Raw genomic sequence first — 25898 nt, 5'->3', positions numbered from 1 at the left:
CATGGCCGACAAGCTCCACTTCTCCCTGGTCTCGCCGCAACGGGAGCTGTTCTCGGGCGAGGTGGACCAGGTCGACGCGCCGGGGTCGGAAGGCGACTTCGGCGTCCTGGCCGGACACGCGCCGTTCATGACCACCCTCAAGGAGGGGCAGGTCGTGGTGCGCAACGGCGGTCAGATCACCGTGTTCGATCTGAAGGGCGGATTCGCCGACGTCACCCCGGAGGGCCTGACGATTCTGGCGGAACATGCCGAGGAAGCGGCCGCCTGACGACCGGCGGCCGGAAATTCGCGGTTCGGGGGTTGCGGTCGGCGTCCTGCTTTAGTGTGATGCCGCCGCATTGGTAAGTCAGGGGAAAGCGTTATGCGCAGCGTCGTCGCCAGTCTGATCGTCCTCGCGGGTCTCAGCTCCGCTGCGGTCGCCCAGCCCACGGCGGAAACGCCTCCGCCCGCCGCGCCGGAAGCGCCCGCCGCTCCGCCGGCGGCCCCTGCAGCGGCCCCTGCGCCCGACGCCGCCGCGCCCCAGGCTCCGGCCGCGGCCCCGGCCGACGATCCCGCCGCCCATCCGACCCTGCCCACGACCGGGGACGGCGCCGAGGTGATCTCGGTCATCAACAACATCTGCGTGCCCTCGGTGCGCGGCAAGACGGTCGAGGAAGTCGCCAAGCCGCTGGGCTTCAAGTTCAATCGGCGCGAAAACACCTGGTCGAAGGTGATGGGCTCCAAGCCCTACGAGATCACCGTCCTGCCGAAGGGCTCGAACACCAACGTCTGCAACGTCCGGGTCAAGTACGCGGTCGGCCAGGAGCGCCCGATCGTCAACGCCCTGAACATCTGGGCCTTCCTGCACCAGCCGGAAATGCCGATGCAGCGCAACGACTTCATGGTCGGCGCCGACGGCGTCAAGCGCATCACCCTGTCCTGGGAATACTTCACCGACAAGGAATCCACCGGCCTGGTGCTGGTGCAGCTGAAGAACCCGGACGACAGTCCGCTCGACAAGAAGTTCGACCAGGCGACCATCCTCTACAGCGAACGCACGCTCTAGGGCGAATGGCCGTGTCGGGTCGGTCGACCGGGCACGGCGCCTGTCGGGAAACCCCTAGGCCGCCACCGTCTCCAGCCAGCCGAGGGTGATCTCGGCCACCTCCTCCCAGCCGGGCTCGCCAGGCAGCCAGTGGCTCATGCCCGGCAGGACCAGGAACTCCGCGCCGATTCGCTGGGCGGTCTGCTTGACCGTCGGCGGCGGGTGCACGACATCGCGCTCGCCGACCATGGCCAGGGCCGGAACCCCGGGGGCGCGCAGCCCGATGCTGGTGGTCATCAGCGGATCGAGCCACCAGTTCAGCGTCTCCCACACCGCCCGCCCGCTCTCCGGGCGCAGCCGCTCCAGCACGGGACGTCGCGCGCCCGGGGGCACGCGGTCCAGCGAATAGGCCAGCATCAGCCCCTTGTCGGGCGGGATCGCCTGGATCCAGTAGGGCCCCAGGGCGTGCAGCCCCACGGCGGTGACGGCCTCCTCGATGGACGAGCCCATCACCCCCCACGGCGCCGAAGGCGCCAGCAGCACCAGGGCGCGCAAGGCCGCGCGCCGGGCGGCGAGCTGGGCCACAAGCCCGCCCATGGAATGGCCGATCAGGATCGGCGGTTCGGCCAGCGAGGCGCAGAGCCCGACGATGTCCGAAGCGTAGTCGGCCATGGACACGCCGGCCACGGCCTGGGGCGGATCGTCCGGCGCGTGCCCGCGAAGGTCAGGACAGATCACCTCATGTCCCGCCGCCTCGAAGGGCTTGCGGAACGTGTCGAACACCCATGCGCCGCAGAAGGCGCCATGCACCATCACCACAGGCGCCGACATCCAACCCTCACAGAAGATGCGCTCCACGCCCGAACGGCCGGACGCTCGCGAACCCGTCTCACCCTACCGCACAACCTTGACCAACCGGTTCAGGCCGCGCTGGCGCCATGTCCCGGCCGTCCGGCGAAGTCGGCGAACGCCTCGGCCACGGCCAGGTAGATCTCCCGCTTGAACGGCACCACCAGGCGCGGCGCCTCTTCCAGGGCCGCCCAGCGCCAGTCCTCGAACTCCGCCGGCGGGTGCGCGGCCAGGTCCACCTCGGACTCCTCGCCGTCGAACCGCAGGGCGAACCAAACCTGCCGCTGCCCCTTCCAGCCGCGGGCGGCCTTCGAGCCGCCGTGATCGGCCGGGAAGTCGTAGGCGAGCCAGCCGTCCGTACGGCCGAGCATGGTGACGGCGGTGACGCCGGTCTCCTCGGCGAGCTCGCGCAGGGCGGCGGTCTCAAGGTCCTCGCCGTCATCGACCCCGCCTTGCGGGAACTGCCAGTTGTGGGGACCCGGCGTGTTGGCGCGCTTGCCCAGCCACACCCGACCGTCCGGATGGAACAGGACGACGCCCACGTTCGGGCGATAAAGCGCAAGGTCGGTCATTTTCGCACCATCAGCGCCGAGGCCGGCGCCAGCTGATAGCCCCGTTGCTCCACCTGGGCGGCCCAACGCGCGACCTGGTCGATGGTGACAGGATAGGCGAACCCCGAGCCGAGAGCCTGGCCATGCTGCAAAGCGCCGGCTTCCAGGGCCAGCAGCTGCTGGTCGATCGCCTCGTTGGAGAGCTGCTCGTCGATGATGCGGTCGGCCGAGGCCCGGGGCACCCCGCCGCCGCGGCCGGCGGCCGAGCCGTCGTCGATGAACGCCAGCCCGCGGGTCTTCAGGGCGCCGGAGAACGCGGCCATGGCCTTGTCCGAGGCCATGAAGCGCGAGCCGAGATAATTGGTGAGGCCGAAGTAGCCGGTCGCCCGCGACAGCAGCCACTCCAGCTTCCGGACGGTGTCGGCCGAATTCGCGCCGGCCATCAGGGTGTAGGGCCCCGGATCGTTCTCCGGATAGTCGGTGGGCTCCATCGGAGCTTCCAGCAGCACCTCGTGGCCGTGCTCGCGCGCCAGGTCGATCCAGGCCTGCAGGCCTTCCGAGTAGGGCACGAACGACAGGGTGACCTGCGGCGGCAAGGTCTCGATCGCCTCCCGCGTGGCGCGGGCGTTCAAGCCCAGGCCGCCGATCACCAGCGCGATGCGGGGCCGGCCGTCGGCTGTGAAGGGGCGGGCGTAGGCCTGCGCCGGCGTGCGTCCGTCGGCGGCGATGATCGGCAGGGGGCCGCCGGGGCCCTGGGAGTGCAGGCCGGCGATCGGCGCCGGGGGCAGGCCCCGGCCGTGCTGGGTGCGCGCGCCGGGCAGGGTGATCACCGCCTGGCCGCCGATGGGGCCGGGCTTGTCGGACAGCTGGTAGAGCTCCTCGGTGACGACCTGGCCGCCGGGCTGCTGGGCCACCAGCGCCTCACGCCAGCCGGCCGGGGCGGCGGATTGGGCGATCTTGGCCAGGGAGATGCGCACCTGGGGCTCGCCGGCCTTCGGGTCGCCCATGATCGCCACCAGCGCCAGCAGCGTGATCAGCAGCAGCAGGGCCGCCCCGCTTGCGCCGACATAGGGATTGGAGATGGCCGCCAGGGCGAGCTGCGGCGCGTTGCGGCTGCGCGGGGGAGGCGCGGGCGCGGGCTTGAGGGACTTCTTCGAGAACATGGCCCAGGTCGACGGCTACGGCCCCAGGAACGTCCGCTGATATGGTTAACGAAGGGCTTAACGGGGGACCGGCGCGCTGCGCCGGTCCCGCCGCCAGGACCTATTTATTGACCGCCGGCGCCTCCGCGCCCCGCACCTTCGCGGTTGCCTCCGCCAGCTTGGCCGCCGGCTTGGGCAGCTTGGGCGTGGCCGCGACCGAGCCGTACTTCAGCACGTCTTCCGCGCGAACCAACTGGAAGTCCTTCTTCGGGTCGAAGTTCTCCGGCGGCGCCTCGGCCGGCTGGTGGGCGCCGCGGCGCTCCTTGCCCTCGTCGGCGTTCAGCGCATTGCGCAGGCTCGCTTCGCTGAACTGGAAGGCGCGGTTGGCGATCGCCTCGGCCTCCTCGCGGGTGGAGGCGACCTCCAGGTCCGGCTCGATTCCGGTCTTCTGGATGGAGCGTCCGGAGGGCGTGTAGTAGCGCGCCGTGGTCAGTTTCAGCGCGCCGTCCATGCCGCCGCGCAGCGGGATCACCGTCTGCACAGAGCCCTTGCCGAAGCTGGTCAGGCCGACCAGCTCGGCGCGCTTGCGGTCCTGCAGGGCGCCGGCGACGATCTCCGCTGCCGAGGCCGACCCGGAATTGATCAGGACCACCATCGGCAGGCCGGCGGCGGCGTCGCCCGGCCGGGCGTTGTAGCGTTCGACGTCGCGCGGGTCGCGGCCGCGCTGGGAGACGATCTCGCCGCCTTCCAGGAACATGTCGGCCACGCCGACCGCCTGGTCCAGCAGGCCGCCCGGATTGTTGCGCAGGTCTAGGATCAGCCCCTTCATCTGCGGGTTCTTGGCGCGCAGGTCGGCCAGGGCCGCTTCAGCGTCCTCGGTCGTGCGCTCATTGAACGAGGAGATGCGCAGGTAGCCGTAGTCGCCCTCCATCCGCGCGGTGGCCGACTTCGGCTTGATCACCTCGCGCACGATCTTCACGTCGAAGGGATCGCTCTTCTCTCGGGCGATGGTGAGGGTGACGGCCTCGCCGGGCTTGCCGCGCATCTGCTTGACGGCGTCGTTCACCGACATGCCGAGGACGCTCTCGCCGTTCACCGCAGTGATGTAGTCGCCGGCCTTGATGCCCGCCTGCTCGGCGGGGGTGCCGTCCATCGGCGAGATCACCTTGACCACGCCCTCTTCGCTGGTGACTTCGATGCCTAGTCCGCCGTACTCGCCGCGCGTCTGGTCGCGCATGTCGTCAAAGCTGTCGGCGTTCAGGTATCCGGAGTGCGGATCGAGCGAGGTCAGCATGCCGTCGATGGCCGCCTCGATCAGCTTGGTGTCGTCGACCTCGGTCACGTACTGGTGCTCGACAGTATCCAGCACATCGCCGAACAACTCGAGCATGCGATAGGTCTGCGTCCGCGGCTGGGCCGTGGCGGAGGCCGCGGCCTGCTGGCTGACGTAGGCCATGGAGCCCGCGCCCATGACGAAGGCCGAAATCCCGATCAGAAGGTACTTCTTCATCTGCCTGTCCACAGGCTCCCTTGCGACGCCGCGCGCCGCTCACGCGTTTCAGCCCCCTAGGCCCTTATTCCGTATTGGCTCTCATCCAGCGGCGCGGATCAACTGGTTCCCCGCGCTGGCGAACCTCGAAATAGAGTTCTGACGCCGATTGTCGCCCATCGGGCATCCAGCCGACAGTTGCACCCGCCGCGACGGATTGTCCGACCTGCGCCGAGGACCGGTCCAGACCGGCGAGCACGAGATGGTATCCACCCGCCATCCTTAAGATCAGGATGACGCCCCAGCCCTTCACCGGGCCGACGTACTGAATCTGTCCCGGGCCGGGGGCGCGCACGGCCGAGCCGGGCGGCGCCTGGTAGGTCAGGCCCGACGTGCGCCCGCCTCCCACCGCCTGGGCGCCGAACGGCTGCACGACCGGCCCGTTCACCGGCGGCCGCAGCTCCGAGGGCGGGATCAGCGCGCCGGTGAACGCCTCGCTCCTCGGCGGTGGGGCGGGGACGCCCTCCGGAATCAGCTCGAGGTCGTGGTCGGCCTCCTCGCTGTCGGCCATGAACACGGTCTCGCTGGCCACCGCGGCCAGCCGCCGCTGGCGGGCGATCTCGACGGCCTCGGCGGCGTAGGCGCGGGCGCGCCGCTGCAGCTCCGGGGTGATGGCCTTGACCAGGATCGCGGCGCGCACCGCATCCTTGGCGTCGTCAGGGCTGACCAGAAGGGCCGGGGGCGGGTCGCGGCGCATCTGCACCAGCACGCTGAGCAGCCGGGCGATACGGTTCAGGTTGCGGCCCTGCTCGGCGTTCAGGGAGGTCTCGCGCAGGTTGAGGTCGGCCAGCTTCTGGGCGAGGCCCGTCTGCGCCAAGGCCGCGACGCCCGCGCCGGCGGCGATGATCAGCGCCAGGGCGAGGGGCAGGGCAGGCGATCGGCGCGCGGGCATGGTCCAGGCATAGGCGCGCCGACGCCTCGCCTCAATCCCGATGATAGGGGCCGCCGGCAAGAATGGTGACCGCCCGATAGACCTGCTCGGCCAGCATGGCGCGCGCCAGGGCGTGGGGCCAGGTCTGCGGTCCGAAGGCGAGCTTGCCGTTCGCGTCCGCCAGCAGCGCCGGATCCAGGCCGTCGGCGCCGCCGATCACGAACACCAGGCGGCGCACGCCGTCGTCGCGCAGCCGTCCGATCTCGGCCGCGAATGCGCGGGAGGTTCGCGGCGCCCCATGTTCGTCGCAGGCGATGACGTGGGCGTCCTGCAGGTGCGGGCGCAGGACGTCGGCCTCGGCGGCCTTGCCGGGCTTGCGCGCCTCCACCTCCACCACCTCGACCGGACCCAGGCCCAGGGCGCGGCCCGCAGCGGTGGCGCGATCGGCGTAGAGCTTGACGAGATCGGCCTCGGGCGAGCGCGACAGCCGGCCGATGGCGAGGATGGCGATCTTCACGCGGCGCGGCGCTCGGGCCGGCCGATCAGACGGCGGCGCTGCGCGCCGGCGGCTCGACCGACCAGATCTTCTCGATGTTGTAGAAGGAGCGGACCTCGGGCCGGAACAGATGGACGATCACGTCGCCTGCATCGATCAGCACCCAGTCGCAGTGCGGCATGCCCTCGACGCGGGCTTTGCCGTAGCCGTGCTCCTTGAGGGTGCGCAACAGGTGGTCGGCCATGGCGCCCACGTGCCTGTGCGAGCGGCCCGAAGCCACGATCAGGCCGTCGGCCACGGCGCTCTTGCCCTTCAGGTCGATGAACACGACATCCTGGGCCTTGTCGTCGTCCAGACGGGCCAGGATCAGATCTTCCAAGGCGCCGACGCGTCCCTGGTCCTCCTGGGAGGGCTCGGCGGCGCCGATGTCCTCCTGCGCGCGCGGCGCGGGTTGGCTATTCAGCGGGATGCTCCTTTTGGTCCTCGCGTGGGCAAGACTAACACGGAAGCGACCTTCGGTCAGCCGCCCTCGTGCGGGTCACGAGCGAGGCTTGCCCATGCGCTCGCGCAGGGCCGTTGAGGACTGGAAATTCAAGGGGCCGCGCAGGTAGGTCCAGCGCGGAGTCGGCGATCCGGGCAGGAGCGCGGCCTGAGACGAATGCACGCGGGCCGAGCCGAAGCGCCGCGCGGCCGGCGCGAAGCGGCTCTTCAGGGAGATCCACGGACGCGAGACCACGGCCACCGGCGCCTCGCGCATGATCTGGGTCCAGCCGCGCCAGCGGTGAAAGCCGGCCAGACTGTCGGCGCCCATGATCCAGACGAACTTCACCCCTGGGAACCGCGCCTTCAGAACGCGCAGGGTGTCGATGGTGTACTGGGTGCCGATCCGCGTCTCGGCGTCGCTCACGATCATGGCGCGCCCGCGGGCCAGGCGGCGGGCCCCGGCCAGCCGCTCGGCGAGGGAGGCCGTCTCGTGCGACGACTTCAGCGGGTTCTGCGGCGAGACCAGCCAGATCACCCGGTCCAGCCTCAGGCGCCGCCGCGCGGTCTCGGCCACGTGGGCGTGCCCCTCGTGCGCCGGGTTGAACGAGCCGCCGTAGAGGCCCACGCGCATGCCCGGCGTCAGGACGAATCCCGGACGCAGCATGGCGGGCCGGCCGGCCTCAGGAACGCGGCGAGCCGGTCCGGCGAACCACATGAGACAGGGTCTTGCTCAAGGCGTGGGGACTCCGCCCCGGTCCAGATGCGGATCGTCCTGCACGACGCGGCTGCGCACCGTGAAGACGCCGTCGCCGGCCAGCACGCCGCCGCGGGCGAACAGGCGGCCGTGCTCCCAGTTGGAAAGCCCGAGTTCAGGCTTCTTCAGCGCGTACTGGCCGTCGACCCAGCGGGTGAAGCCGTCGCCGACGAAGGGGGCGTCCACGGCCTCGTAGAAGCGGCGATGGGCGTCGGGGTCCTGGGAAATGAGCGAGGCGGTGAACCGAGGGCTGTGGCGGTTGAACAGGGCCGCCGCATGATCGATGTCGTCGACGATCACCAGGGTGACCTCGGGGGTCTCCTCCCATTCCCACTCGCGGCCGAGATCGGCCTCGGCCAGGAGCTCCACCAGCGGCTCGTCGCGGGGGCCTTCGGCCCGGGCCACCAGCGTGCGGGCCTGCAGCCAGTCCTGCGGGACGACGCCCTGCGAGCCCTCCACCACATGCAGCTTGGCGCCGTGGCCCCGCCGTTCGCCGGCCTGGCGCAGGGCCTTCAGGAACAGGGGCGTCAGGTCGTGCGCGCGTTCGCGCACGATGCAGCAGACGTTCAGCGTGTTGCAGACCTTGCGGTCCAGCGAATGGAACACGGCGGCGTGGAAGCGCTCGGCGTCCGCCGTGGCGTCGGCCATCATCCAGGCCCCACCGGTGCCGTGCAGCGAGACGGCGATCCCCGCCTGCCGGGCGATGGCGCCGAGCTGGGCCACCGCCGGTCCGGAGCCGCGGGCCACCGCTAGCGACAGGCGTGCGTCGCAGAACATCGACCAGCCTGCCGCATGGCTGGCGCTGTCCACCAGGGCGGCGGCCCCTTCGGGCAGGCCGGCGGCGGCGAGCGCCGGGTCGAGGGCGTGCTCGACGATGGCGCGGGCCGTGCCCAGCGCGTCGGAGCCGATGCGGAAGACCACGGTGTTGCCGGTGCGCAGGACGCCAGTGGCGTCGGCGAAGACGTTGGGGCGGCCCTCGAAGACGAAGCCGACGACCCCCAGCGGCGCCAGCGTCTGCTCCACCCGCCAGCCCTCGTGGCGGACGGTCTCGATCACCTGGCCGCGGGCGGCGGGCGCGGCGGCCCAGGCGCGCAGGCCTGCGATCATGTCGCGGCGCATCGCCTCGCTCGCCGCCAGCCGGGTGGTCGAGCGGCCCCGGGCCCGGGCGCTTTCGACGTCGGCGGCGTTGGCCCGGGCGATCCGCCCCCAGCGAGCCTCGTCCTCGAGGTTGGCGGCGAAAGCCTCGAAGAACGCGCTGATCGCGGCGTCGGACACCCGTCCCATGCGGGCGAAGGCGGCGTGGGCGCGGCCCACGGCCGCGGCGGCCACCGCGGCTTCCCGGGCCGGCACGTGCAGCAGGTCGCCGGTCTCCTGCACGACCACCAGCCGGTCGCCGGCGCGGAAGGCCTCGGCGAGGTCGGCGCTCACATGGGTCACCCGGTCGCCGCCCCAGACGATCGCCATGCCCGGGACAAGCGCCTCCAGCCGGGCGGAGGGCCCTGCGGGGTCTTTCGGCGAAGACCTGGCGGCGGCGTCGTCCATCGTCCGTATCCGGTCCGATATGCTCAAGTTGAGCCTTACTAGGCCCACTTTCGGCGCGCGGCAAATGCGTCTTCGTTGTCGTCCGGGGGCCGGGGAGCCTAGATTGCGCCCCATCGGAGGAGGGGCCGATGCCATCGCAGGCCGACCTGATCGCACGCGTCACGCGCCACGCAGAGGAAGATGCGCGCGTCCGGGCGCTGCTGTTGAGCGGCAGCTTCGGCAAGGACGAGGCCGACGACTGGTCCGACGTCGACCTGATCGCCGTCGTCTCGCCCGAGGATCACAAGGCTTTCGCCGCCGGTGCGCGGGACTGGCTGGGCGCCGTGGCCGACATCGTCCACTGGCATTCGCCGCACCCGCCGCTGCCGCTGTTCGGCGCGGTCACGGCCGGCTACGACCGGCTCGACCTGACGGTGACCGTGCCGGGAATGGTGCTGGGCGCGCAGAGCACGCTGAAGCCGCTGTTGGACCGCGACGGCGTCTATGCGGCCCTGCCGGCCTCGCCGCCGCCCGGGCGGGTGGACCCGGCCAAGGTCGAGGCCATCGTCCGCGAGTTCCTGCGGGTGATGGGCCTGCTGCCGCTGGTGGCGGGCCGTCGGCAGCCGGCGATCGCCGTCGGCGGCGTCGGGCACCTTCGCCAGGCGGTGCTGGCGCTGCTGATCGAAGCCCAGGCCCTGCCGGCGCCGGTCGGCGCGCTGTCGGTGGCCAAGGTGCTGCCGGCCGAGGACATGGAGCTGCTTGCGGCCCTGCCGACGCCGGCCTCGGACACGGAGGCGGTCATCGAGGCGCAGCTCGAGCATGCGCGCCTTTTCCTGCCAAGGGCCCGCCGGATCGCGGCCGACTGCGGCGCGGCCTGGCCGGAGGCCTTCGAGGCCGCCGTGCGGGCCCATCTGAAGCGGACGATGGGACGCGACTGGGGCGAGGCCTAGGCCTCAGTGCGAGCCGCCAGGGCCAGGTCGTCCACGTGGATCAGCGGCCCGGCCGTGTACCCGAGGGTGGCCTCGATGGCGTCGGATTTCAGGCCGCAGATGCGCTCGGCGTCCGCCGCGTCGTAGCGGCAAAGGCCCCGGCCGATCTCGACGCCGGTCTCGTCGCGAACGATCACGGCGTCGCCCTTGCCGAACCGCCCCTCCACGCGGCGCACGCCGGCGGCGAGCAGGCTCTTGCCCTTGCAGAGGGCGGCGGCTGCACCGGCGTCGACGATCAGCGCGCCTCCGGGCGCGAGCGAGCCGGCGATCCAGGCCTTGTAGGCCGCTGAGGGCGTGGTCCCGGGCTCTATCACCGTCGCCCGTTCGCCCTGCTCGACGGCGAGCAGCGGCGAGGGGCGGGCGCCAAGGGTGATTACGGTGGCGCAGCCGGCGGACTGGGCGATGCGCGCCGCGGCGAGCTTGGTGGCCATTCCGCCGGTGCCGACGCCGGCTCCGGCGTTCGCGCCGCCGGCCATGGCCTCGATCTCCGGCGTCAGCCGCGAAACCCGGTCCAGGTGGCGAGCCGCCGGGTCGCGGCGGGGATCGGCCGTGTAGAGCCCGTCGATGTCGGACAGCAGCACCAGCACGTCGGCGCCGATCATCTGCGCGACGCGGGCGGCCAGGCGGTCGTTGTCGCCGTAGCGGATCTCCTCGGTCACGACCGTGTCGTTCTCGTTGACGATCGGCACGACGCCGAGGTCGAGCAGAGTCTCCAGAGTGGCGCGGCCGTTCAGCCAGCGGCGGCGCACCTCGGTGTCGTCGCGGGTCAGCAGCACCTGGGCAACGGCCAGGCCGTGAGGCTCGAAGGCCTCTTCCCAGGCGCGCATCAGCCCGGACTGGCCGGCGGCCGCAGCGGCCTGCTTCTCGGGGATGGTGAGGGCCTTGCGCTTCAGGCCCAGCCGCCGCCGCCCCAACGCCACCGCGCCCGAGGACACCACCAGCACCTGTTGACCCCTGGCCCTCAGGCGCGCGGCGTCGGCGGCGAAGGCCGCCAGCCAGGCGGAATCGGCCGCCCCGCCGCCGCTGCCGGCGACCAGGGCCGAGCCCACCTTGACGACGACGCGCCGGGCGCGTTGCAGGCCGCTCACGGGGTCCAGCCCCCGCCGTCGCCCTGGCCTTCTTTATCCGCGCCGGAGGCGGCTTCGCCACGGCGGGCGCGCACCTCCGCCCAGGCGGCGCGCAGGAGTTCGGTCACGCCCTCGCCGGAGACGCCGGACACCAGGAACGGCTTCCGGCCGGCCGCGGCTTCCAGCTCGGCGGACTTGGCCCGGCGGGTTTCCGGATCCAGGGCGTCGATCTTGTTCAGGGCCAGGAACTCGGTCTTGTCGGCCAAGCCCTCGCCATAGGCGTCAAGTTCGTTGCGCACCGTGCGCCACGCGCCCGCCACGTCTTCCTGGGTTCCGTCGACCAGGTGGATCAGGCTGGCGCTGCGCTCCACGTGCCCCAGGAACCGGGTTCCCAGGCCCGCGCCCTCGGAGGCGCCTTCGATCAGGCCGGGGATGTCGGCGATGACGAAGCGCTCGCTGGGCGACAGGTCCACGACGCCCAGGTTCGGGGCGAGCGTGGTGAACGGGTAGTCGGCGATCTTCGGCTTGGCCGCCGAAGCTGCGGCCAGGAACGTCGACTTGCCCGCGTTGGGCAGGCCGACCAGGCCCACGTCGGCGATCAGCTTCAGGCGCAGCCAGATCGCGCGTTCCTCGCCCTCCTGGCCGGGATTGGCGAACTTGGGCGCCTGGTTCACCGGACCCTTGAAGTGCGTGTTGCCGAAGCCGCCGTTTCCGCCCTTGGCGAGGCGCACCCGGGCGCCCAGGTGGTCGAGGTCGGCGATCAGGGTCTCCTTGTCCTCATCCAGCACCTGGGTGCCGACCGGGACCTTCAGCACCACGTCCGCTCCATTGGCGCCGTGGCGGTTCTTGCCCATGCCGTGCCCGCCGGTCTCCGCACGGAAATGCTGCTGGTAGCGGTAGTCGATCAGGGTGTTGAGGCCGTCCACCGCCTCGATCCAGACATCGCCGCCCTTGCCGCCGTCGCCGCCGTCCGGACCACCGTACTCGATGTACTTTTCGCGCCGGAAAGAGACGGCGCCTCCGCCGCCGTTGCCGGAGCGGATGTAGATCTTGCACTGGTCGAGAAACTTCATGCCGCGCCTTTTGGACCAGCCGCCGCCCGCCGTCGAGCGGCCGTGTTCAGGCTCGGCCGCGAACGCCGAAGCGCGCCGCCGCCGGACGCACCACCGCCGCGGCGAGCAGACTCTTCAGGAGCGCTCCCGGCAGGAAGGGCGCGACGCCGCCCGACCAGGCCGGGCCCGCGCCGATCCGGACGGCCAGCCAGGCCCAGCCCAGGGCCAGGATGAAGGCGTGAGCGCCAAGGAAGAGGAGGATCAATCCCCGCCAGCCTCGCCAGGGTGGTGTCTGCGCCAGGCCCCCGACCGTCGGCGCGGCCAGCGCGAAACCGGCCAGGAAGCCCGCCGTCGGCCCCGCGAAGGCGGCCGGCCCGCCCGCCCCCTCCGCCAGGAACGGCAGGCCGATCAGCGCCTGGCCCAGCCAGACGAGGACGATCTCCGCCGCCAGGCGCGGCCCGGCGAGGGCGGACAGCGCCAGAAGCGTGAAGGTCTGAAGGGTGATCGGCGCCGGTCCCACCGGAATGGCCGCCCAGGAGGACGCCGCCAACAGCCAGCTTGCCGCCAGCACCAGGCCCACGCGCCAGGCGAGCGGGCGGCCGGCGACCAGCGCGGCGAGCGGGGCGGACGCCATCGGCGGTCTCCGTCGTGGATGTGGCGCGGGCGGGCACGTCAGGCCAGCCAGACCAGGGTGCGGCTGGCGGCGGCCTGCCCCCGCGCGCGCGAGTGGGTGAGCGTCACTTCGCCGGTGTAGAGGAAGCCGGCCTTGCACAGAACCTCGCCCGACGCGGGATTGTCGGAAAAGTGCCGGGCCATGACGTAGCGGCGGCGCCAGTCGCGGCTGGCCCATGCCAGGGCGCCGTCGACCGCTTCGGTGGCGTAGCCTCGGCCCCAGTAGGCGCGGCCCAGCCAGTAGCCCAGCTCGCAGCGCGCGCTTTCCATGGGGTGGAAGCCGAGCATGCCGATCAGGTCGCCGTCGAGCTCGATGGCGAACTCGGCGTGACTGGCCGGATCGTCCGTACCCACGCGTTCGAGGAAGGCATGGGCGTCGTCCAGGCCATAGGGGTGCGGCATGGAGCCGGTCATGCGCGCGATGTCGAAGTCGTTGGCGAGCTCCGCCAGACGACGGGCGTCCGCGGCGCACGGCGGGCGCAGCCGCAGCCGCGGGGTTTCGACGACAGGCGAGGCCGCTGGACGGGCCATCTCGTCTCCTCCTGGCCCGGCGCGCGACGCCAGGCCCAAAAACAAAGCGGGGAGCCCGGCGAACCGGACCCCCCGCTTGGTCTCATGTCCGGTTTGCCTGATTGCGTCAGGGCGAAACCGGGGAATGGAGGTTTCGCCTTATTCGGCCGCCACCACTTCCGGAACCACCGTAACATAGGTTCGGTCGTCGCGCTTGGTGACGAACTTCACGGCGCCGGCGGCGGTCGCGAAGAGGGTATGGTCCTTGCCCATGCCGACGTTGTCGCCGGCGTAGAACTTGGTCCCGCGCTGACGGATGATGATGTTGCCCGGGACGACCGCTTCGCCGCCGAACTTCTTCACGCCGAGACGGCGGCCCGCAGAGTCGCGCCCGTTGCGCGAGGAGCCGCCCGATTTCTTGTGAGCCATAGCGCTCTCCTAGATCCTGCTGCGGACGCCTTACTCGGCGTCCTTCTCCGTCTTCTTGGCCGCGGCCTTCTTCGGCGCAGCCTTCTTCTCACCGGCCTCGGCCTTGGGCGCCGCAGCCTTGGGCGCAGCCGCCTTCTTGGCGGGCTTGGCCTCGGCCGGAGCGGCCTCGGCGTCGGCGGCCTTCGCCGGCTTGGCCGCCGGCGCCGCGAGCGGAGCAGGCGCGTCGATCTTCAGGTTGCGGGCGCGGGCGTCGAGCACGGCCTTCGGCGTCAGGTCGACGGTCCCGTCCCACTTCTCGGACTTGCCGGCGCCTTCGATGGCGGTGACGCGCAGCACCGACTCGGTCTGGCGGTGGCCGCGGGTGCGGCGATAGCCCTGGCGGCGGATCTTCTTGAAGATCTTCACCTTCTCGCCCTTGCGGGTCTCGATCAGGGTGGCGCTGACGCTGGCGCCTTCAACGGTGGGGGCGCCCAGCGTCACCGCCTCGCCCTCGCCCAGCATCAGCACTTCGCCGAAGGCCACATTCGCGCCCGGCTCGCCGTCGAGCTTTTCGACCACGAGCAGATCGCCGGCCTTAACTCGGTACTGTTTGCCGCCGGTCTTGATCACCGCGTACATCGTTCGCGCCTTGGTTCTTAAGTGATTGCGTCGCCGCAAAATAGATTGCGCCCGCGAGCGGTCCCGCGGACGAGAGGCGCGGTTATACAGAGGCCGAGGCTTGAGTCAACGCGCCAGCAGGCGTCAGACGCCTTTCGGCCGCACTTCGATCGTCACGTGGCTTAGGCCGGGAAGTCCCGCCAGCCGCGCGCGATAGTCCTGCGGCGATCCGGCCCCGTCGCCGGCCACCACCAGGATGACGGCGTGGTGCCCCGGACCAAGGCGCCAGAGGTGCAGATCGAGCACCCGGCCGCCGGCCTCCTGCATCCGCCGGCGGATCTCCGAGGCCAGGGCCGGGCTGGGGTTCATGTCCAGCAGCACGCCGCCGGCCCGCCGCATCAACGTCAGGGCGAACTGGGCGATGAGCAGGGCGCCGAGCAGACCCGCCGCCGGGTCGGCCCAGGTCCACCCGAGCAGCTCGCCGGCGCCGAGGCCCAGGATCGCCAGGACGGCGACCGCCGCGTCGGCGGTCAGGTGAAGGTGGGCGACGTTCAGGTTCAGGTCGCCGAACTCGTCGTGGTCGTGCGCCCGCGGCGCCGGCCGCAACAGCCAGGCGCAGAGCAGGTTGATGGCCAGGCTCGCGCCGGCCAGGGGGAGGGCGGCGTGGTAGCCCACCTCGTGGGGGGCGGCGATCCGCTCGACGCTCTCGGCCAGGACCACCACGGCGGTGACGCCGAGGACCACGGCGTTGGCGAAGGCGGCGAGATAGCCGATCTTGCCCGTCCCGAAGGCGAAGCGGGGGTCGGCGGCGAAGCGGCGGGCCAGGCCGTAGGCGCCGGCGGCCACCACCAGGGCGGCGACATGGCCGGCCATGTGCAGCCCCCCGGCCAGCAGGGCCATGGAGTTGAACGCCAGCCCTCCGGCCACCTGCAGCGCAAGGCTGAGGACGCAGATCGCCGCCACCACGCGGGTGCGCCGCTCGTTCCGCCGATGGTCGGCGCCCAGGTACGATCGGTCCGTGCGGAAGGCGTCGAGGGTCTCGGCGTCGAGGGCCTCTCGGGGATTGGCGGCGGTCACGAGGTCTCGCAGGGCGGTGGGGAAACCAGCGTTATTCTATAACAGAACGCAGGGTCAAGGCGCGCGTTCCGCGGGTATGGCGGCAAGACCTGTTCCCTAAGCGCCCGCCAATGACTAGATGGGCGTCATGACCGACAAGACCCCCGTCACCGTCCTCACCGGCTATCTCGGCGCCGGCAAGACCACCCTGCTGAACCGCATCCTCTCGGAGGACCACGGCAAGCGCTACGCCGTCATCGTCAACGAGTTCGGCGAGGTGGGCATCGACAACGACCTCATCGTCGGCGCCGACGAGGAAGTGTTCGAGATGAACAACGGCTGCGTCTGCTGCACGGTCCGGGGCGACCTGATCCGCGTGCTGTCCGGGCTGATGCGGCGCAAGGGCAAGTTCGACGCGATCATCGTCGAGACCACGGGCCTGGCCGACCCCGGGCCGGTGGCCCAGACCTTCTTCGTCGACGACGACGTGCGGGCCAAGGCCGAGCTCGACAGCGTGACCACGGTGGTCGACGCCAAGCACCTGCCCCTGCGGCTGGCCGATTCCAAGGAGGCGGTCGAGCAGATCGCCTTCGCCGACCAGATCATCCTGAACAAGACCGACCTGGTCTCCGAGGCGGACCTCGCCTCGGTGGAGGCGCAGATCCGCAGGCTCAACCCGCTGGCCCCGATCCATCGGGCGCAGCGTTCGAACGTGCCGCTGGAGGCGATCCTGGGGCGTGGCGGCTTCGACCTGGGCCGCATCACCGAACTGCAGCCGGAATTCCTCAACCCGGCCCACGGCGAGCCCGGCCACGTGCACGACGAGCACTGCGAGCACCACGACCACGATCATGGCCACCATCACCATGATCACGGCCACCACCACCATGACCACGTGGCCGAGGCGGGCATCCGCGGGATTTCGCTGACGCTGGACAAGCCCATCGACGGCGGCCGCGTGACCCAGTGGCTGAACAACGTGCTGCAGGCCCAGGGGCCGGACATCCTGCGGGCCAAGGGGATCCTCGACGTCGCCGGAGAGAACCGGCGCCTCGTCTTCCAGGCCGTGCACATGATCCTGGAGGGCGACTTCCAACGCGAGTGGCGCGAGGGCGAGCCCCGCTACAGCCGTCTGGTCTTCATCGGCCGCAACCTGGACGAGGCGGCGCTGCGCCAGGGCTTCGAGGCCTGCGCCGCCTGAGGCGGCCCCGCGACGGCCAAAAGAAAAGCCCGCCCAGGGAAACCCGGGCGGGCTTGTCTGTCTGCAAGGACGAAGGGCTCAGAGCTCTTCGTTGATCAGGGCCACCTGATAGAAGCCGTTTTCCTGCAGGTTGTTCATTACGGCCATGAAGTCGCCGTAGCGCACGGTCCGGTCGGCGCGGATGTAGACGCGCTGCTCGGTCGGCGGCGTAGCCGGGTCTTCCTGGGTCAGCACGACGGACAGGTCGCCGGTCAGCCGGTCGAGGCTGGTCGCCTGCTCGCCGATGTAGAGTTCGCCGCCCTGCTGGATGTTCACCAGGATCGGCTCCTTCACCTTCGTGCCGGGCGGCGGCGGAATGGCCGGAGGCAGGTCGAGCTTGATCGACACCGTCGCGGCGGGGATCGCCACCATGAAAATGATGAGGAGCACCAGCATGACGTCCACGAAGGGCGTCACGTTGATGTCGCTGTTCTGGCCGAGGTCGAACTTGTTCTTCCCGCCTCCGCCGCCCAGCTTCGCACCCATATGCAATTCCTTCCCTAGGGGCCCGTCGATGGACGGCCCGCGCTCGTCGGCAGACCATTCGCCTGTCGTTTCGGGAAAGTAAAGCCCGAACGTGACGGCGCTCGCCTCATCCGGATCGCCCATCCGGCGCCGGCCCGGTTCAGCGGCGCCGAGGCGACCGATTCTTGGGCGGCGGCGCCCTTTTTCCAAGACCGACGTTCGTTCTCCACGGTGGTTGCCTGCGCGCCCGGATGCGCTATGGGCTCGCGCATGACCAACGACTTCGACGCCTATGTCTCCGCCGCCCTTTTCGACCGTTCCGGCAAGGCCGCCTTCGCTCTGGGCGACGGCACGGTGCGCTTCGAGGACGGCGCGGCGGTGGAAGCCCACGATGGGGCGGTGCTCGCCGCGTGCCTGCATCCCAGGGGTGAAGGCGTAGTCACCGGGGGCGACGACGGCCGCGTCGTCTGGTCGCGCCCGTCGGGCGCCGAGACCATCGCCGAGGTCCCCGGCCGCTGGATCGAAGCGGTGGAGGCCAGCGCCGAGTCGGGACTGATCGCCTTCGCCGCCGGGCGCGAGCTGCACGTGCGCGACGCGGCCGATGCGGCCTTCGCCCGGGTCTTCCTCCACGAGAAGTCGGTCGCCGGTCTCGCCTTCGATCCCAAGGGCCGGCGAGTCGCGGCGGCCACCTACGGCGGCGCCTGGCTCTGGTACGCGCGCATCGCCGAGCAGAAGCCGGTGGTGCTCGAATGGGCGGGCAGCCACATCGCGGTGGCCTGGAGCCCGGACGGCAAGTTCCTGATGTCGTCGATGCAGGAGAACCAGCTGCACGGCTGGCGGGTGGCCGACGAGAAGAACATGCGGATGGGGGGCTACCCCTCAAAGGTGAAGAGCCTCGTCTTCATGTCCAAGGGCCAGCTGCTGGCGACGTCCGGCGCCAACGGCCTTGTGGTCTGGCCGTTCTCCGGCTCCACCGGGCCGATGGGCAAGCAGGCGGCCGAGGTGGGATTCGACGAAAGCGCCCTCGTCGCCCGGGTCGCGGCCATGCCGGCGGGATCGATCGTCGCCGCCGGCCTCGACGACGGGCGGGTGTGGGCCTGCGACCTGACCGGGCAGAAGATCGCCGAGGTGAAGGCCGAGAAGGGGCCGCCGATCACCGCCCTGGCGCTGTCCAGGGACGGCAAACGGGTGGCCTGGGGCGACGAGGACGGCGGGGCGGGCGTGGCCGACTCTCAGGTCTGACGCCTAGGGTGTCACAGGGCCGGCGGCCGGCGCGTCCTTGTCGTGTCATCCACACGCAGACGGATCCTCCCCATGACCCCTCGCCTGACCCAACCGCAAAAGCTCGCCCCGGCCGCGATGAAGGCCATGTTCGCCCTTGAAGCCGCCCTGGCCGACAGCGGCCTGGAGCACAGTCTGCTCGAGCTGGTGAAGATGCGGGCGTCCCAGATCAACGGCTGCGCCTTCTGCATCCATATGCACGCCTCCGATGCGCGCAAGGCAGGCGAGGGCGAGATGCGCCTCTACATGCTGAACGCCTGGCGCGAATCCTCGCTCTATTCTCGGCGCGAGCGCGCCGCGCTGGGCTGGACCGAGGCGCTGACCCGGGTGGCCGAAACCGGGGCGCCGGACGAGGACTACGCGGCCCTGGCGGCCGAGTTCAGCGAAGCCGAGCAGGTCAACCTGACCCTGGCGATCGGCGCGATCAACACCTGGAACCGCCTGCAGGTCGGGCTCCGCGCGGCGCATCCCCCGCTGACGGCAGAGGCCGCCTGAGGCCGGCCCGGCGCGTCAATCGAATCCATTCATCTCGCCCCAGGCCTCGAAGGGGTCGCGGCGGGTGCGAAGGGTGTTGATTGGCGCGTCGGGATCGCGCCAGCCCAGGGCCATTCCGGAAAACAGCATGTGATCGTCGGGCAGGCCGACGGCCCGGGCCACCGTCTTCGGATAGCGCGCCCAGTATTCCTGGGCGCAGGTGTCCAGGCCCCGCTCTGTCGCCAGCAGCATGACCGTCTGCATGTACATGCCGACGTCGGACCACTGCGGCGGCCCGCAGCGCCGGTCGATGCAGAAGAACAGCCCCACCGGGGCGCCGAACAGCTCGCCGTTCTTCGCCAGCTGGCGAAGGCGCGCCGGCTTGTCCTCCCGCGGAACGCCGATGGTCGCGTAGAGATCCTCGCCGCATTCGAAGCGGCGGGTGCGCAGCGGATCCCACAGGTTCGGCGGATAGACGTCATACTCCGGCGGCTCGCCCATGGGATTGGCGGCCACCGCCGCCTTGAGCGCGTCCAGCGGGGCGCCGGCGAGCGCATAGACCCGCCAGGGCTGGAGGTTGCCGCCCGAAGGCGCGCGCGCCGCGGCCTCCAGGATTTCGCGCACCAGCGGGCCCGGCACAGGGTCCGGCTTGAAGGCGCGGATGGAAATGCGGGCGGCGACGGCGTCGGTCACGTTCATGCGGGGGCGCCTCATCGGGTCATCTGGACGGAATCTTCGGTCACGGCTAGCACCTGTCCCTAAGGTCACGGCAAGGGGCGTCGACTTGGCCCGCAAGGCTTCGAAAGGCGGAACGTTCGGACGGCTCTTCAGGCTGGCCCTGACGCTCGTCCTGATCTTCGGCCTGGTCGGCCCCGTGACCGTGACGGCGCTCTACCGCTTCGTGCCCCCGCCGATCACCTGGCTGATGATCGAGCGGCTGTTCGAGGGCAAGGGCTTCGACCGCCGCTGGCGGCCGATCGACGAGATCTCGCCCAAGCTGGTCCGCGCGGTCATCGCCGCCGAAGACGCTCGCTTCTGCCAGCACCACGGCTTTGATCTGGAGGCGATCGAGAAGGCGATGGAGTCCAACGCCAAGGGCAAGAAGCTGCGCGGCGGCTCGACCATCAGCCAGCAGACCGCCAAGAACGTGTTCCTGTGGCCGGACCGCTCCTATGTCCGCAAGGGGCTGGAAGCCTATTTCACCGTCCTGATCGAAGTCCTGTGGGGCAAGCGGCGGATCATGGAGGTCTATCTGAACTCCATCGAGTGGGGCCCCGGCGTCTACGGCGCGGAAGCGGCGGCGCAGAAGAACTTCGGGGTCGGCGCCGACAAGCTCACCGCAGCCCAGGCCGCGCGGCTGGCGGCGATCCTGCCCAGCCCGCTGAAGTGGAAGGCGGCCAAGCCGGGCCCCTATGTGCGCAAGCGCTCGGGCAAGATCACCCGCGCGGCCGGCGCGGTGCGCCGCGACGGCCTGGCCTCCTGCGTCCTGGAATAGCCGCCGGCCCGTTCAGACGGGCAGCGCGGTCCGCCGCACGACCGTGCGCATGGCCAGGCTTGAGGAGATGCGCTCCACCCCCGGAATGCGCGTGAGGACCTTGGAGTGCACGCGTTCCAGGTCGTCGACGTCGCGCACCGCCAGGCGCAGGAGATAATCGGCGCCGCCGGTCATCAGGTGGCATTCGGCCACTTCCTTGACCTCGCAGATCGCCGCCTCGAACGCGCTCAGCGCCGCTTCGGCCTGGGAGGCCAGGGTGACCGTGACGAAGACGCTCAGCGACAGGCCGAGCGCCCGCTCGTCGATCTGCGCCGCATAGCCGGAAATCACGCCGGCGTCCTCCAGGGCGCGGACTCGCCGCTGGCACGTGGTCTCGGACATGTGAACGGCCTGGGACAGCTCGACGTAGCTGGCGCGCCCGTTCTGGCGAAGATGGGCGATAATCTTCCAGTCGAACTGGTCCATGCAGCTTTCCACCATGCTTCGCGGGTGCGGCGCGGGAAAGCTGCAGCATAGGAATATTCCTCCGTGAATCCAGCCGGGAAGCCACGCGCCCGCTGCGCTTATATCTGCAGATCAGCCTTTGGGAGGTCCCTTCATGCGCGTCGGCGTTCCTACTGAAATCAAGCCGGGCGAGCATCGCGTCGGTCTCACCCCCATCGCCGTGCGCGAATACGTGGCCCACGGCCACCAGGTGCTGGTGCAGTCCGGCGCCGGCCAGGGCGCAGGCTACGCCGACGAGGTCTATGAGCGCGCCGGCGCGCAGATCGCGCCCGATGCGGAGGCGGTGTTCGCCCAGGCCCAGATGATCGTGAAGGTGAAGGAGCCGCAGGCCGTCGAATGGGCCCGGCTGACCACCGATCACATCCTCTTCACCTATCTGCACCTGGCGCCCGATCCGGCCCAGACCGAGGGGCTGCTGGCCTCCGGCTGCGCGGCGGTGGCCTACGAGACGGTGACCGACGCCCGGGGCGGCCTGCCGCTGCTGGCGCCCATGTCTGAAGTGGCCGGCCGCATCGCCGTTTTCTCGGCGGCGGAAACCCTGCTCAAGCACAACGGCGGCATGGGCCTGCTGCTGTGCGGGGTTCCCGGCGTTCCTCCGGCCCGGGTCGCCGTGCTGGGCGGCGGGGTGGTGGGCTCCAACGCCGCGCGCATGGCCGCAGGGCTCGGGGCCGAGGTCGTGGTGCTGGAGCGTTCGATCCCGCGGATGCGCGAACTGGACGACCTCTACCAGGGCCGGATCCTGACCCGCTATTCGACCTTCGCGGCCGTCGAGGAAGAGGTGCTGAAGGCCGACGTGGTGATCGGCGCGGTGCTGACCGCGGGCGCCGCGGCGCCCAAGCTGGTCCGCCGCGAGCACCTGCAGCACATGAAGCCGGGTTCGGTGCTGGTGGACGTCTCCATCGACCAGGGCGGCTGTTTCGAGACGAGCCGGCCGACCACCCATGCCGAGCCGACCTATGTGATCGACGGCGTGGTGCACTACTGCGTGGCCAACATGCCGGGCGCGGCGCCGCGCACCTCCTCGGAGGCCCTGGGCAACGCCACCCTGCCGTTCGGCCTGGCCTTGGCCGACAAGGGCCTGGACGCCCTGAAGGCGGACGTTCATCTGGCCCGCGGGCTCAACGTGCTGAACGGCAAGGTCACCCATCCCGCGGTCGCCGAGGCCCTCGGCAAGCCCTTCGCCGACCCGTTCGGCATCTGGAAGGCCTGACCGGCGCGCCGAGACCGCCCCGTTCGCGGACGTCCCCGGGGGCTGGCCCGCGGGCTCAGGGGGCGCGGCGCTCGCGCTTGCGGACGAACATGGCCTGGTCGGCTTCGGCCACGACGTCCTCGGGCGCGCGGTCCGGCGTGATTTCGCAGACGCCGTAGGAGATGTGCAGGGGCGCCGACCAGTCGCCGAAGGTGATCGGCTGGGCCTCGATGGCGCGGGCCAGGGCCTGGCCCTTGGCCTCGGCCGCCGCATGGTCGGCCTGAGCCAGGATCACGGCGAACTCGTCTCCGCCCATGCGCCCGACGATGTCGCTCTCGCGCACCTGGGCGCTCAGGCGCTCGGCCACGGCCTTGAGGGCCGCGTCGCCGGCGGCGTGGCCGAAGCGGTCGTTGACCAGCTTGAAGCCGTCGAGGTCGAAGTAGATCAGGCTGGCGGGCGAGCCGTAGCGGGCGGCGAAGGTGCGGATGCGGCCAAGCTCGCGCACCAGGGCCCGGCGGTTGAGCAGGGGCGTGAGCGGGTCCCGGTCGGCCAGGCCCTCCACCTCGGCGAGCCTCGCCTTCAGCCGGCCGACCTCGCTGCGCAGGTCGTCGATCTCGGTGAGGAGGGTCTGGACGGCGCTGCGCACGGGCGGCGTCAGGTCGGTCTCCGCCAATCCGAGGAAGGCGGCCTTGTCCGCCGAGCCGGGCGGAACGGGCACGCCGGCCGCAGCCTTGGCCAGGGCCCGGCGCCGGATGTCGGAAAACGGCTGGTTGCGTGCGCCGCTGATCTTCATGGCCGTTCGAATCGCCCCCGACCGAAACCACCGTTAACCCTATCTTTCCTCGGTTGCGGGCGCAAAGGCGGCGCCTATACTCCGCGCCTTTCTTCGCAGGGGCTCCGACACGATGGCCAATTCAGCGAGCGGTCCGGCCGCGCCCGTCGCCATCATCATGGGCAGCCGCTCCGACTGGCCCACGATGCGCGCCGCCGCCGAGAGCCTCGACGCCTTGGGCGTGGCCTATGAGGCTAAGGTGATTTCCGCTCACCGCACCCCGGACCGGATGTACGCCTTCGCCAAGGGAGCCAAGGCCGCTGGCGTGAAGGTGATCATCGCCGGCGCTGGCGGCGCAGCCCACCTGCCCGGCATGACGGCCTCGATGACCGAGCTCCCGGTGCTGGGGGTTCCCGTGGAATCCAAGGCGCTGAAGGGCATGGATTCGCTTCTGTCGATCGTGCAGATGCCCGGCGGGATTCCCGTGGGGGCGCTGGCCATCGGCGAGGCCGGGGCGCGCAATGCGGGCCTGCTGGCCGCCCAGATCCTTGCCCTCAACGATCCGGACCTGGCCGAGCGGCTGGCTGCGCATCGCGCCCGCCAGGCCGACTCGGTGCCCCAATCGGTGGAAGACGCCTGACCATGACCGCCTTTCCGCTTCCCCCCGGCTCGGTGATCGGCGTCCTCGGCGGGGGGCAGCTCGGCCGAATGCTGGCCTTGGCCGCCGCGCGTCTGGGGTTCGATGTGGCGGTGCTGGAGCCGGAGGCGGACTCGCCAGCCGCGCGGGTGGCTGCGCACGCCGTCGTCGGCGCCTATGACGACCCGTCCGCCCTGGCTCGGCTGGCCGAGCTGAGCGACGTGGTCACCTACGAGTTCGAGAACGTGCCGGCGCGGGCGGTGGCGACCCTGGCCGAACTCGGCGTGGAGACCGCGCCCTGCGCCCGCGCCCTGGCGGTCGCCCAGGACCGGGTGGCGGAAAAGACCTTCCTCAACGAGGCGGGGGTGGCCACCGTCGCTTTCGCCGCGGCGCACGACGCGGCCGGCGCGGCCGAGGCGGTGGCGCAGGTCGGCGTCCCGGCGCTGATGAAGACCTGCCGCGACGGCTATGACGGCAAGGGACAGAGGTGGGTGGAGCACCTCGCCGACGCCGCCGCCGCCTTCGCGGCCCTGGGCGGCGACCCGGTGATCGTCGAGGCTCCGGCCGATTTCATGCGGGAGCTGTCGGTGATCGCGGTGCGGGCCCGCGGCGGCGAGATCGCCATCTATCCGCCGGGCGAGAACCATCATGAGAACGGCGTGCTGCGCCGTACCTCCGCGCCTGCGCAGGTGAGCAGGAAGGCCGCCGAGCAGATCGAGCGCATCGCCCATCAGATCCTGAACAGCCTGGACTATGTCGGGGTGATCGGCATCGAGCTGTTCGAGCTGAAGGGCGGCCGGCTGCTGGTCAACGAGCTTGCGCCCCGGGTGCACAACACCGGGCACTGGACCCAGGACGGCTGCGAGGTCGATCAGTTCGAACAGCACGTCCGCGCGGTGGCCGGCTGGCCGCTCGGGCCCACCGAGCCGCACCACCGGGTGGAGATGACCAATCTCCTGGGCGAGGAAGCTGCGGCCTGGGCGGCCCTGGCCGCCGAGCCGGAAAGCCGTCTGCACCTCTACGGCAAGCGGGAGATGAAGGCGGGTCGCAAGATGGGGCACGTCAACCGGCTGCACCCGCTGAAATAGCTCGCGCCGGGCCTATCCGTACCTCAGCTTGCCGAGGGCGACGGCGAGGTCGCGCAGGGCGTCCTGCGGGCGAAGCCTGGTGGTCGCCTTCCACTTCTCGAAGGTCATGACGTTGTCGATGCGCGCGTCGACGAAGGCCATGGCGGCGGCCTCCCCCTGCTGCAGGCGGATGGCCAGGGCGCCCGCCAGCACGCCGCCGAGGATCGCGCGCTTGGAATAGTGGTTCTCGTCGGTGGCCGTGTCGCCGGCCCAGCGCCACAGGGCGTCTGCGCTGGCCCACAGGAGCCGGGCGGCCAGGGGCAGGTGGTGGGGCAGGGCGAGCCAGCCGGCCCAGCGACGCACGGCCGGACCGTCGGCGGCCGCCGCCTCGATGCGCGCGGCCAGGGCCGCGCGGACGCGCTCACGCACCTTCAGGGCCTGGGGATCGACGTCGCCAAGGGCCGCCAGGGCTCGGGCGTCGTGCCGGCGGGCCAGCAGGGCGGCCAGGTCGGCCGCCCCGTTGGGCATGAGCAGCTCCACGTCGGCGGGCGTCAGGCCGCAGGCGCGACCGGCGGCTCGGGCGGTCAGGCGGGTCCAGCCCATGGTCGGCGCCAGCTCGAGCGCCTTGTCCAGAACGCGGTCTTCGGCCTCTGCGGCCCAGGCGTCGGCATCGGTCATAAGGCATTCTAGCGTGCTGAACGCGCGCCGTCTCGCCGTGGACATCGGCTCCGCATTCTGATATCAGCGCCGCTTCCAAACCCGGAGGCCCTCGCCCCCGGGCCACCTGTTTTTGTTCGCTCGCCGCCTCCCCGGTCGGATGGCCGAGCGGGAGCGACCAAAGGAGAGAGACCCCTGGTTCAGATTTTCGTCCGCGACAACAACGTCGACCAAGCCCTGAAGGCGCTCAAGAAGAAGATGCAGCGCGAGGGCTCGTTCCGCGAGATGAAGCGCCACGTCCACTATGAAAAGCCGTCCGAGAAGCGCGCCCGCCAAAAGGCGGAAGCGGTGCGCCGGGCGCGCAAGCTGGCCCGCAAGCGGGCCCAGCGCGAAGGGCTGATCGCGGCGCCGAAGAAGCCTTCGCGTTAAGGCGTCTGCGGATCTGTAGGGATTTCGGGGCCGTGCGGGCGACCGCGCGGCCCTTTCTCTTGTACGGTCAAGGTTT

32 protein-coding genes are annotated in these 25898 nt (G+C 71.0%); 11 read left to right on the top strand and 21 right to left on the bottom strand.

Annotation, left to right across the window (positions count from 1 at the left end; genetic code table 11):
- The first annotated feature begins 1 nt into the window (after position 1).
- On the top strand, positions 2-268 hold the full coding sequence (locus ACK4YQ_RS02530; protein WP_409607952.1) for an ATP synthase F1 subunit epsilon: 267 nt from the start codon (positions 2-4) through the stop codon (positions 266-268).
- Between the two features lie 93 nt (positions 269-361).
- Entirely contained in the window at positions 362-1045 is a 684-nt protein-coding gene (locus tag ACK4YQ_RS02525; RefSeq protein WP_409607950.1) for a hypothetical protein, read from the top strand.
- Between the two features lie 54 nt (positions 1046-1099).
- Here ACK4YQ_RS02525 and ACK4YQ_RS02520 read toward each other — a convergent pair whose 3' ends face one another.
- The 9 genes from ACK4YQ_RS02520 to ACK4YQ_RS02480 form a co-directional block, all read right to left on the bottom strand.
- Entirely contained in the window at positions 1100-1855 is a 756-nt protein-coding gene (locus tag ACK4YQ_RS02520; protein WP_409607948.1) for an alpha/beta fold hydrolase, read from the bottom strand.
- 89 nt (positions 1856-1944) lie between these two features.
- Positions 1945-2445, bottom strand: a complete 501-nt coding sequence (locus ACK4YQ_RS02515; protein WP_409607946.1) for an RNA pyrophosphohydrolase — start codon at positions 2443-2445, stop codon at positions 1945-1947.
- Positions 2442-3587 (bottom strand): divergent polysaccharide deacetylase family protein, encoded by a 1146-nt coding sequence (locus ACK4YQ_RS02510; protein ID WP_409607944.1) that lies wholly within the window; start codon positions 3585-3587, stop codon positions 2442-2444. The genes ACK4YQ_RS02515 and ACK4YQ_RS02510 overlap by 4 nt, the downstream gene beginning before the upstream one ends.
- A 100-nt stretch (positions 3588-3687) precedes the next feature.
- Positions 3688-5076 carry a S41 family peptidase gene (locus ACK4YQ_RS02505; protein WP_409607942.1) on the bottom strand — a complete coding sequence of 463 codons (1389 nt, stop codon included), beginning with the start codon at positions 5074-5076 and terminating at the stop codon, positions 3688-3690.
- 64 nt (positions 5077-5140) lie between these two features.
- Positions 5141-6007 (bottom strand): murein hydrolase activator EnvC family protein, encoded by an 867-nt coding sequence (locus ACK4YQ_RS02500; protein WP_409607940.1) that lies wholly within the window; start codon positions 6005-6007, stop codon positions 5141-5143.
- Positions 6008-6038: 31 nt separating this feature from the next.
- Positions 6039-6503: a 23S rRNA (pseudouridine(1915)-N(3))-methyltransferase RlmH gene (rlmH, locus tag ACK4YQ_RS02495; protein ID WP_409607938.1), complete on the bottom strand. Its 465-nt coding sequence runs from the start codon at positions 6501-6503 to the stop codon at positions 6039-6041.
- A 25-nt stretch (positions 6504-6528) separates the two neighbouring features.
- Positions 6529-6945, bottom strand: a complete 417-nt coding sequence (rsfS, locus tag ACK4YQ_RS02490; protein WP_409609502.1) for a ribosome silencing factor — start codon at positions 6943-6945, stop codon at positions 6529-6531.
- Positions 6946-7020: 75 nt separating this feature from the next.
- The gene (locus ACK4YQ_RS02485; RefSeq protein WP_409607936.1) at positions 7021-7680 is read right to left on the bottom strand and encodes a nicotinate-nucleotide adenylyltransferase; all 660 of its coding nucleotides are present in this window, start codon (positions 7678-7680) and stop codon (positions 7021-7023) included.
- Positions 7681-7695: 15 nt separating this feature from the next.
- The gene (locus tag ACK4YQ_RS02480; protein ID WP_409607934.1) at positions 7696-9261 is read right to left on the bottom strand and encodes an aldehyde dehydrogenase family protein; all 1566 of its coding nucleotides are present in this window, start codon (positions 9259-9261) and stop codon (positions 7696-7698) included.
- Positions 9262-9389: 128 nt separating this feature from the next.
- Between ACK4YQ_RS02480 and ACK4YQ_RS02475 the strand changes: the two genes are divergently transcribed.
- Positions 9390-10190: an aminoglycoside 6-adenylyltransferase gene (locus tag ACK4YQ_RS02475; protein WP_409607932.1), complete on the top strand. Its 801-nt coding sequence runs from the start codon at positions 9390-9392 to the stop codon at positions 10188-10190.
- Here ACK4YQ_RS02475 and proB read toward each other — a convergent pair.
- The 7 genes from proB to ACK4YQ_RS02440 all read right to left on the bottom strand — a co-directional run bounded on the left by proB (position 10187) and on the right by ACK4YQ_RS02440 (position 15633).
- Complete coding sequence (gene proB, locus ACK4YQ_RS02470) at positions 10187-11326, bottom strand: glutamate 5-kinase (protein ID WP_409609500.1); 1140 nt, start codon at positions 11324-11326, stop codon at positions 10187-10189. The genes ACK4YQ_RS02475 and proB overlap by 4 nt on opposite strands.
- Entirely contained in the window at positions 11314-12369 is a 1056-nt protein-coding gene (gene obgE, locus ACK4YQ_RS02465) for a GTPase ObgE (RefSeq protein WP_409607930.1), read from the bottom strand. Before obgE ends, proB begins: the two co-directional genes overlap by 13 nt.
- A 46-nt stretch (positions 12370-12415) precedes the next feature.
- Positions 12416-12982 carry a biotin transporter BioY gene (locus tag ACK4YQ_RS02460; RefSeq protein ID WP_409607928.1) on the bottom strand — a complete coding sequence of 189 codons (567 nt, stop codon included), beginning with the start codon at positions 12980-12982 and terminating at the stop codon, positions 12416-12418.
- Between the two features lie 38 nt (positions 12983-13020).
- Positions 13021-13551, bottom strand: a complete 531-nt coding sequence (locus ACK4YQ_RS02455) for a GNAT family N-acetyltransferase (protein WP_409607926.1) — start codon at positions 13549-13551, stop codon at positions 13021-13023.
- A gap of 138 nt (positions 13552-13689) precedes the next feature.
- On the bottom strand, positions 13690-13959 hold the full coding sequence (rpmA, locus tag ACK4YQ_RS02450; RefSeq protein WP_409607924.1) for a 50S ribosomal protein L27: 270 nt from the start codon (positions 13957-13959) through the stop codon (positions 13690-13692).
- A gap of 30 nt (positions 13960-13989) precedes the next feature.
- The gene (gene rplU / locus ACK4YQ_RS02445; RefSeq protein ID WP_409607922.1) at positions 13990-14577 is read right to left on the bottom strand and encodes a 50S ribosomal protein L21; all 588 of its coding nucleotides are present in this window, start codon (positions 14575-14577) and stop codon (positions 13990-13992) included.
- Between the two features lie 123 nt (positions 14578-14700).
- The gene (locus ACK4YQ_RS02440; protein WP_409607920.1) at positions 14701-15633 is read right to left on the bottom strand and encodes a cation diffusion facilitator family transporter; all 933 of its coding nucleotides are present in this window, start codon (positions 15631-15633) and stop codon (positions 14701-14703) included.
- Positions 15634-15751: 118 nt separating this feature from the next.
- Here ACK4YQ_RS02440 and ACK4YQ_RS02435 point away from each other — a divergent pair, with 118 nt between their 5' ends.
- A complete protein-coding gene (locus ACK4YQ_RS02435; protein WP_409607918.1) occupies positions 15752-16813 on the top strand; it encodes a CobW family GTP-binding protein in 1062 nt (353 codons plus the stop codon).
- A 78-nt stretch (positions 16814-16891) separates the two neighbouring features.
- Here ACK4YQ_RS02435 and ACK4YQ_RS02430 read toward each other — a convergent pair whose 3' ends face one another.
- Entirely contained in the window at positions 16892-17338 is a 447-nt protein-coding gene (locus ACK4YQ_RS02430; protein WP_409607916.1) for a biopolymer transporter ExbD, read from the bottom strand.
- Between the two features lie 249 nt (positions 17339-17587).
- Here ACK4YQ_RS02430 and ACK4YQ_RS02425 point away from each other — a divergent pair, with 249 nt between their 5' ends.
- Both ACK4YQ_RS02425 and ACK4YQ_RS02420 read left to right on the top strand, forming a co-directional pair.
- Entirely contained in the window at positions 17588-18559 is a 972-nt protein-coding gene (locus ACK4YQ_RS02425; RefSeq protein ID WP_409607914.1) for a WD40 repeat domain-containing protein, read from the top strand.
- A gap of 72 nt (positions 18560-18631) precedes the next feature.
- Positions 18632-19093 (top strand): carboxymuconolactone decarboxylase family protein, encoded by a 462-nt coding sequence (locus ACK4YQ_RS02420; RefSeq protein WP_409607912.1) that lies wholly within the window; start codon positions 18632-18634, stop codon positions 19091-19093.
- 15 nt (positions 19094-19108) lie between these two features.
- On the opposite strand, the gene ACK4YQ_RS02415 is transcribed toward ACK4YQ_RS02420, so the two are convergent.
- Positions 19109-19771, bottom strand: coding sequence for a nitroreductase (locus ACK4YQ_RS02415; protein WP_409607910.1), 663 nt, complete (start codon positions 19769-19771; stop codon positions 19109-19111).
- Here ACK4YQ_RS02415 and mtgA point away from each other — a divergent pair.
- Positions 19770-20567 (top strand): monofunctional biosynthetic peptidoglycan transglycosylase, encoded by a 798-nt coding sequence (gene mtgA / locus ACK4YQ_RS02410; protein WP_409607908.1) that lies wholly within the window; start codon positions 19770-19772, stop codon positions 20565-20567. The two genes, ACK4YQ_RS02415 and mtgA, sit on opposite strands and share 2 nt — an antisense overlap.
- A 12-nt stretch (positions 20568-20579) precedes the next feature.
- Here mtgA and ACK4YQ_RS02405 read toward each other — a convergent pair whose 3' ends face one another.
- Positions 20580-21032: an Lrp/AsnC family transcriptional regulator gene (locus ACK4YQ_RS02405; protein WP_409607906.1), complete on the bottom strand. Its 453-nt coding sequence runs from the start codon at positions 21030-21032 to the stop codon at positions 20580-20582.
- Positions 21033-21165: 133 nt separating this feature from the next.
- Between ACK4YQ_RS02405 and ald the strand changes: the two genes are divergently transcribed.
- A complete protein-coding gene (gene ald / locus ACK4YQ_RS02400; protein WP_409607904.1) occupies positions 21166-22281 on the top strand; it encodes an alanine dehydrogenase in 1116 nt (371 codons plus the stop codon).
- Positions 22282-22336: 55 nt separating this feature from the next.
- Here ald and ACK4YQ_RS02395 read toward each other — a convergent pair whose 3' ends face one another.
- Positions 22337-23053, bottom strand: a complete 717-nt coding sequence (locus tag ACK4YQ_RS02395) for a GGDEF domain-containing protein (protein WP_409607902.1) — start codon at positions 23051-23053, stop codon at positions 22337-22339.
- Positions 23054-23165: 112 nt separating this feature from the next.
- On the opposite strand from ACK4YQ_RS02395, the gene purE reads away from it, so the two are divergent.
- Both purE and ACK4YQ_RS02385 read left to right on the top strand, forming a co-directional pair.
- Positions 23166-23672 carry a 5-(carboxyamino)imidazole ribonucleotide mutase gene (gene purE, locus ACK4YQ_RS02390; protein WP_409607900.1) on the top strand — a complete coding sequence of 169 codons (507 nt, stop codon included), beginning with the start codon at positions 23166-23168 and terminating at the stop codon, positions 23670-23672.
- A 2-nt stretch (positions 23673-23674) separates the two neighbouring features.
- Positions 23675-24757, top strand: a complete 1083-nt coding sequence (locus tag ACK4YQ_RS02385) for a 5-(carboxyamino)imidazole ribonucleotide synthase (protein ID WP_409607898.1) — start codon at positions 23675-23677, stop codon at positions 24755-24757.
- Positions 24758-24769: 12 nt separating this feature from the next.
- On the opposite strand, the gene ACK4YQ_RS02380 is transcribed toward ACK4YQ_RS02385, so the two are convergent.
- Positions 24770-25414 carry a COQ9 family protein gene (locus ACK4YQ_RS02380; protein ID WP_409607896.1) on the bottom strand — a complete coding sequence of 215 codons (645 nt, stop codon included), beginning with the start codon at positions 25412-25414 and terminating at the stop codon, positions 24770-24772.
- 174 nt (positions 25415-25588) lie between these two features.
- Between ACK4YQ_RS02380 and rpsU the strand changes: the two genes are divergently transcribed.
- Positions 25589-25822: a 30S ribosomal protein S21 gene (gene rpsU, locus ACK4YQ_RS02375; RefSeq protein ID WP_111275467.1), complete on the top strand. Its 234-nt coding sequence runs from the start codon at positions 25589-25591 to the stop codon at positions 25820-25822.
- The last annotated feature ends 76 nt before the right edge of the window (positions 25823-25898 follow it).

This window comes from Phenylobacterium sp., from assembly GCF_046291545.1.
Lineage (GTDB): Bacteria > Pseudomonadota > Alphaproteobacteria > Caulobacterales > Caulobacteraceae > Phenylobacterium.
This window is presented reverse-complemented; position numbering and strand designations above follow the sequence as displayed.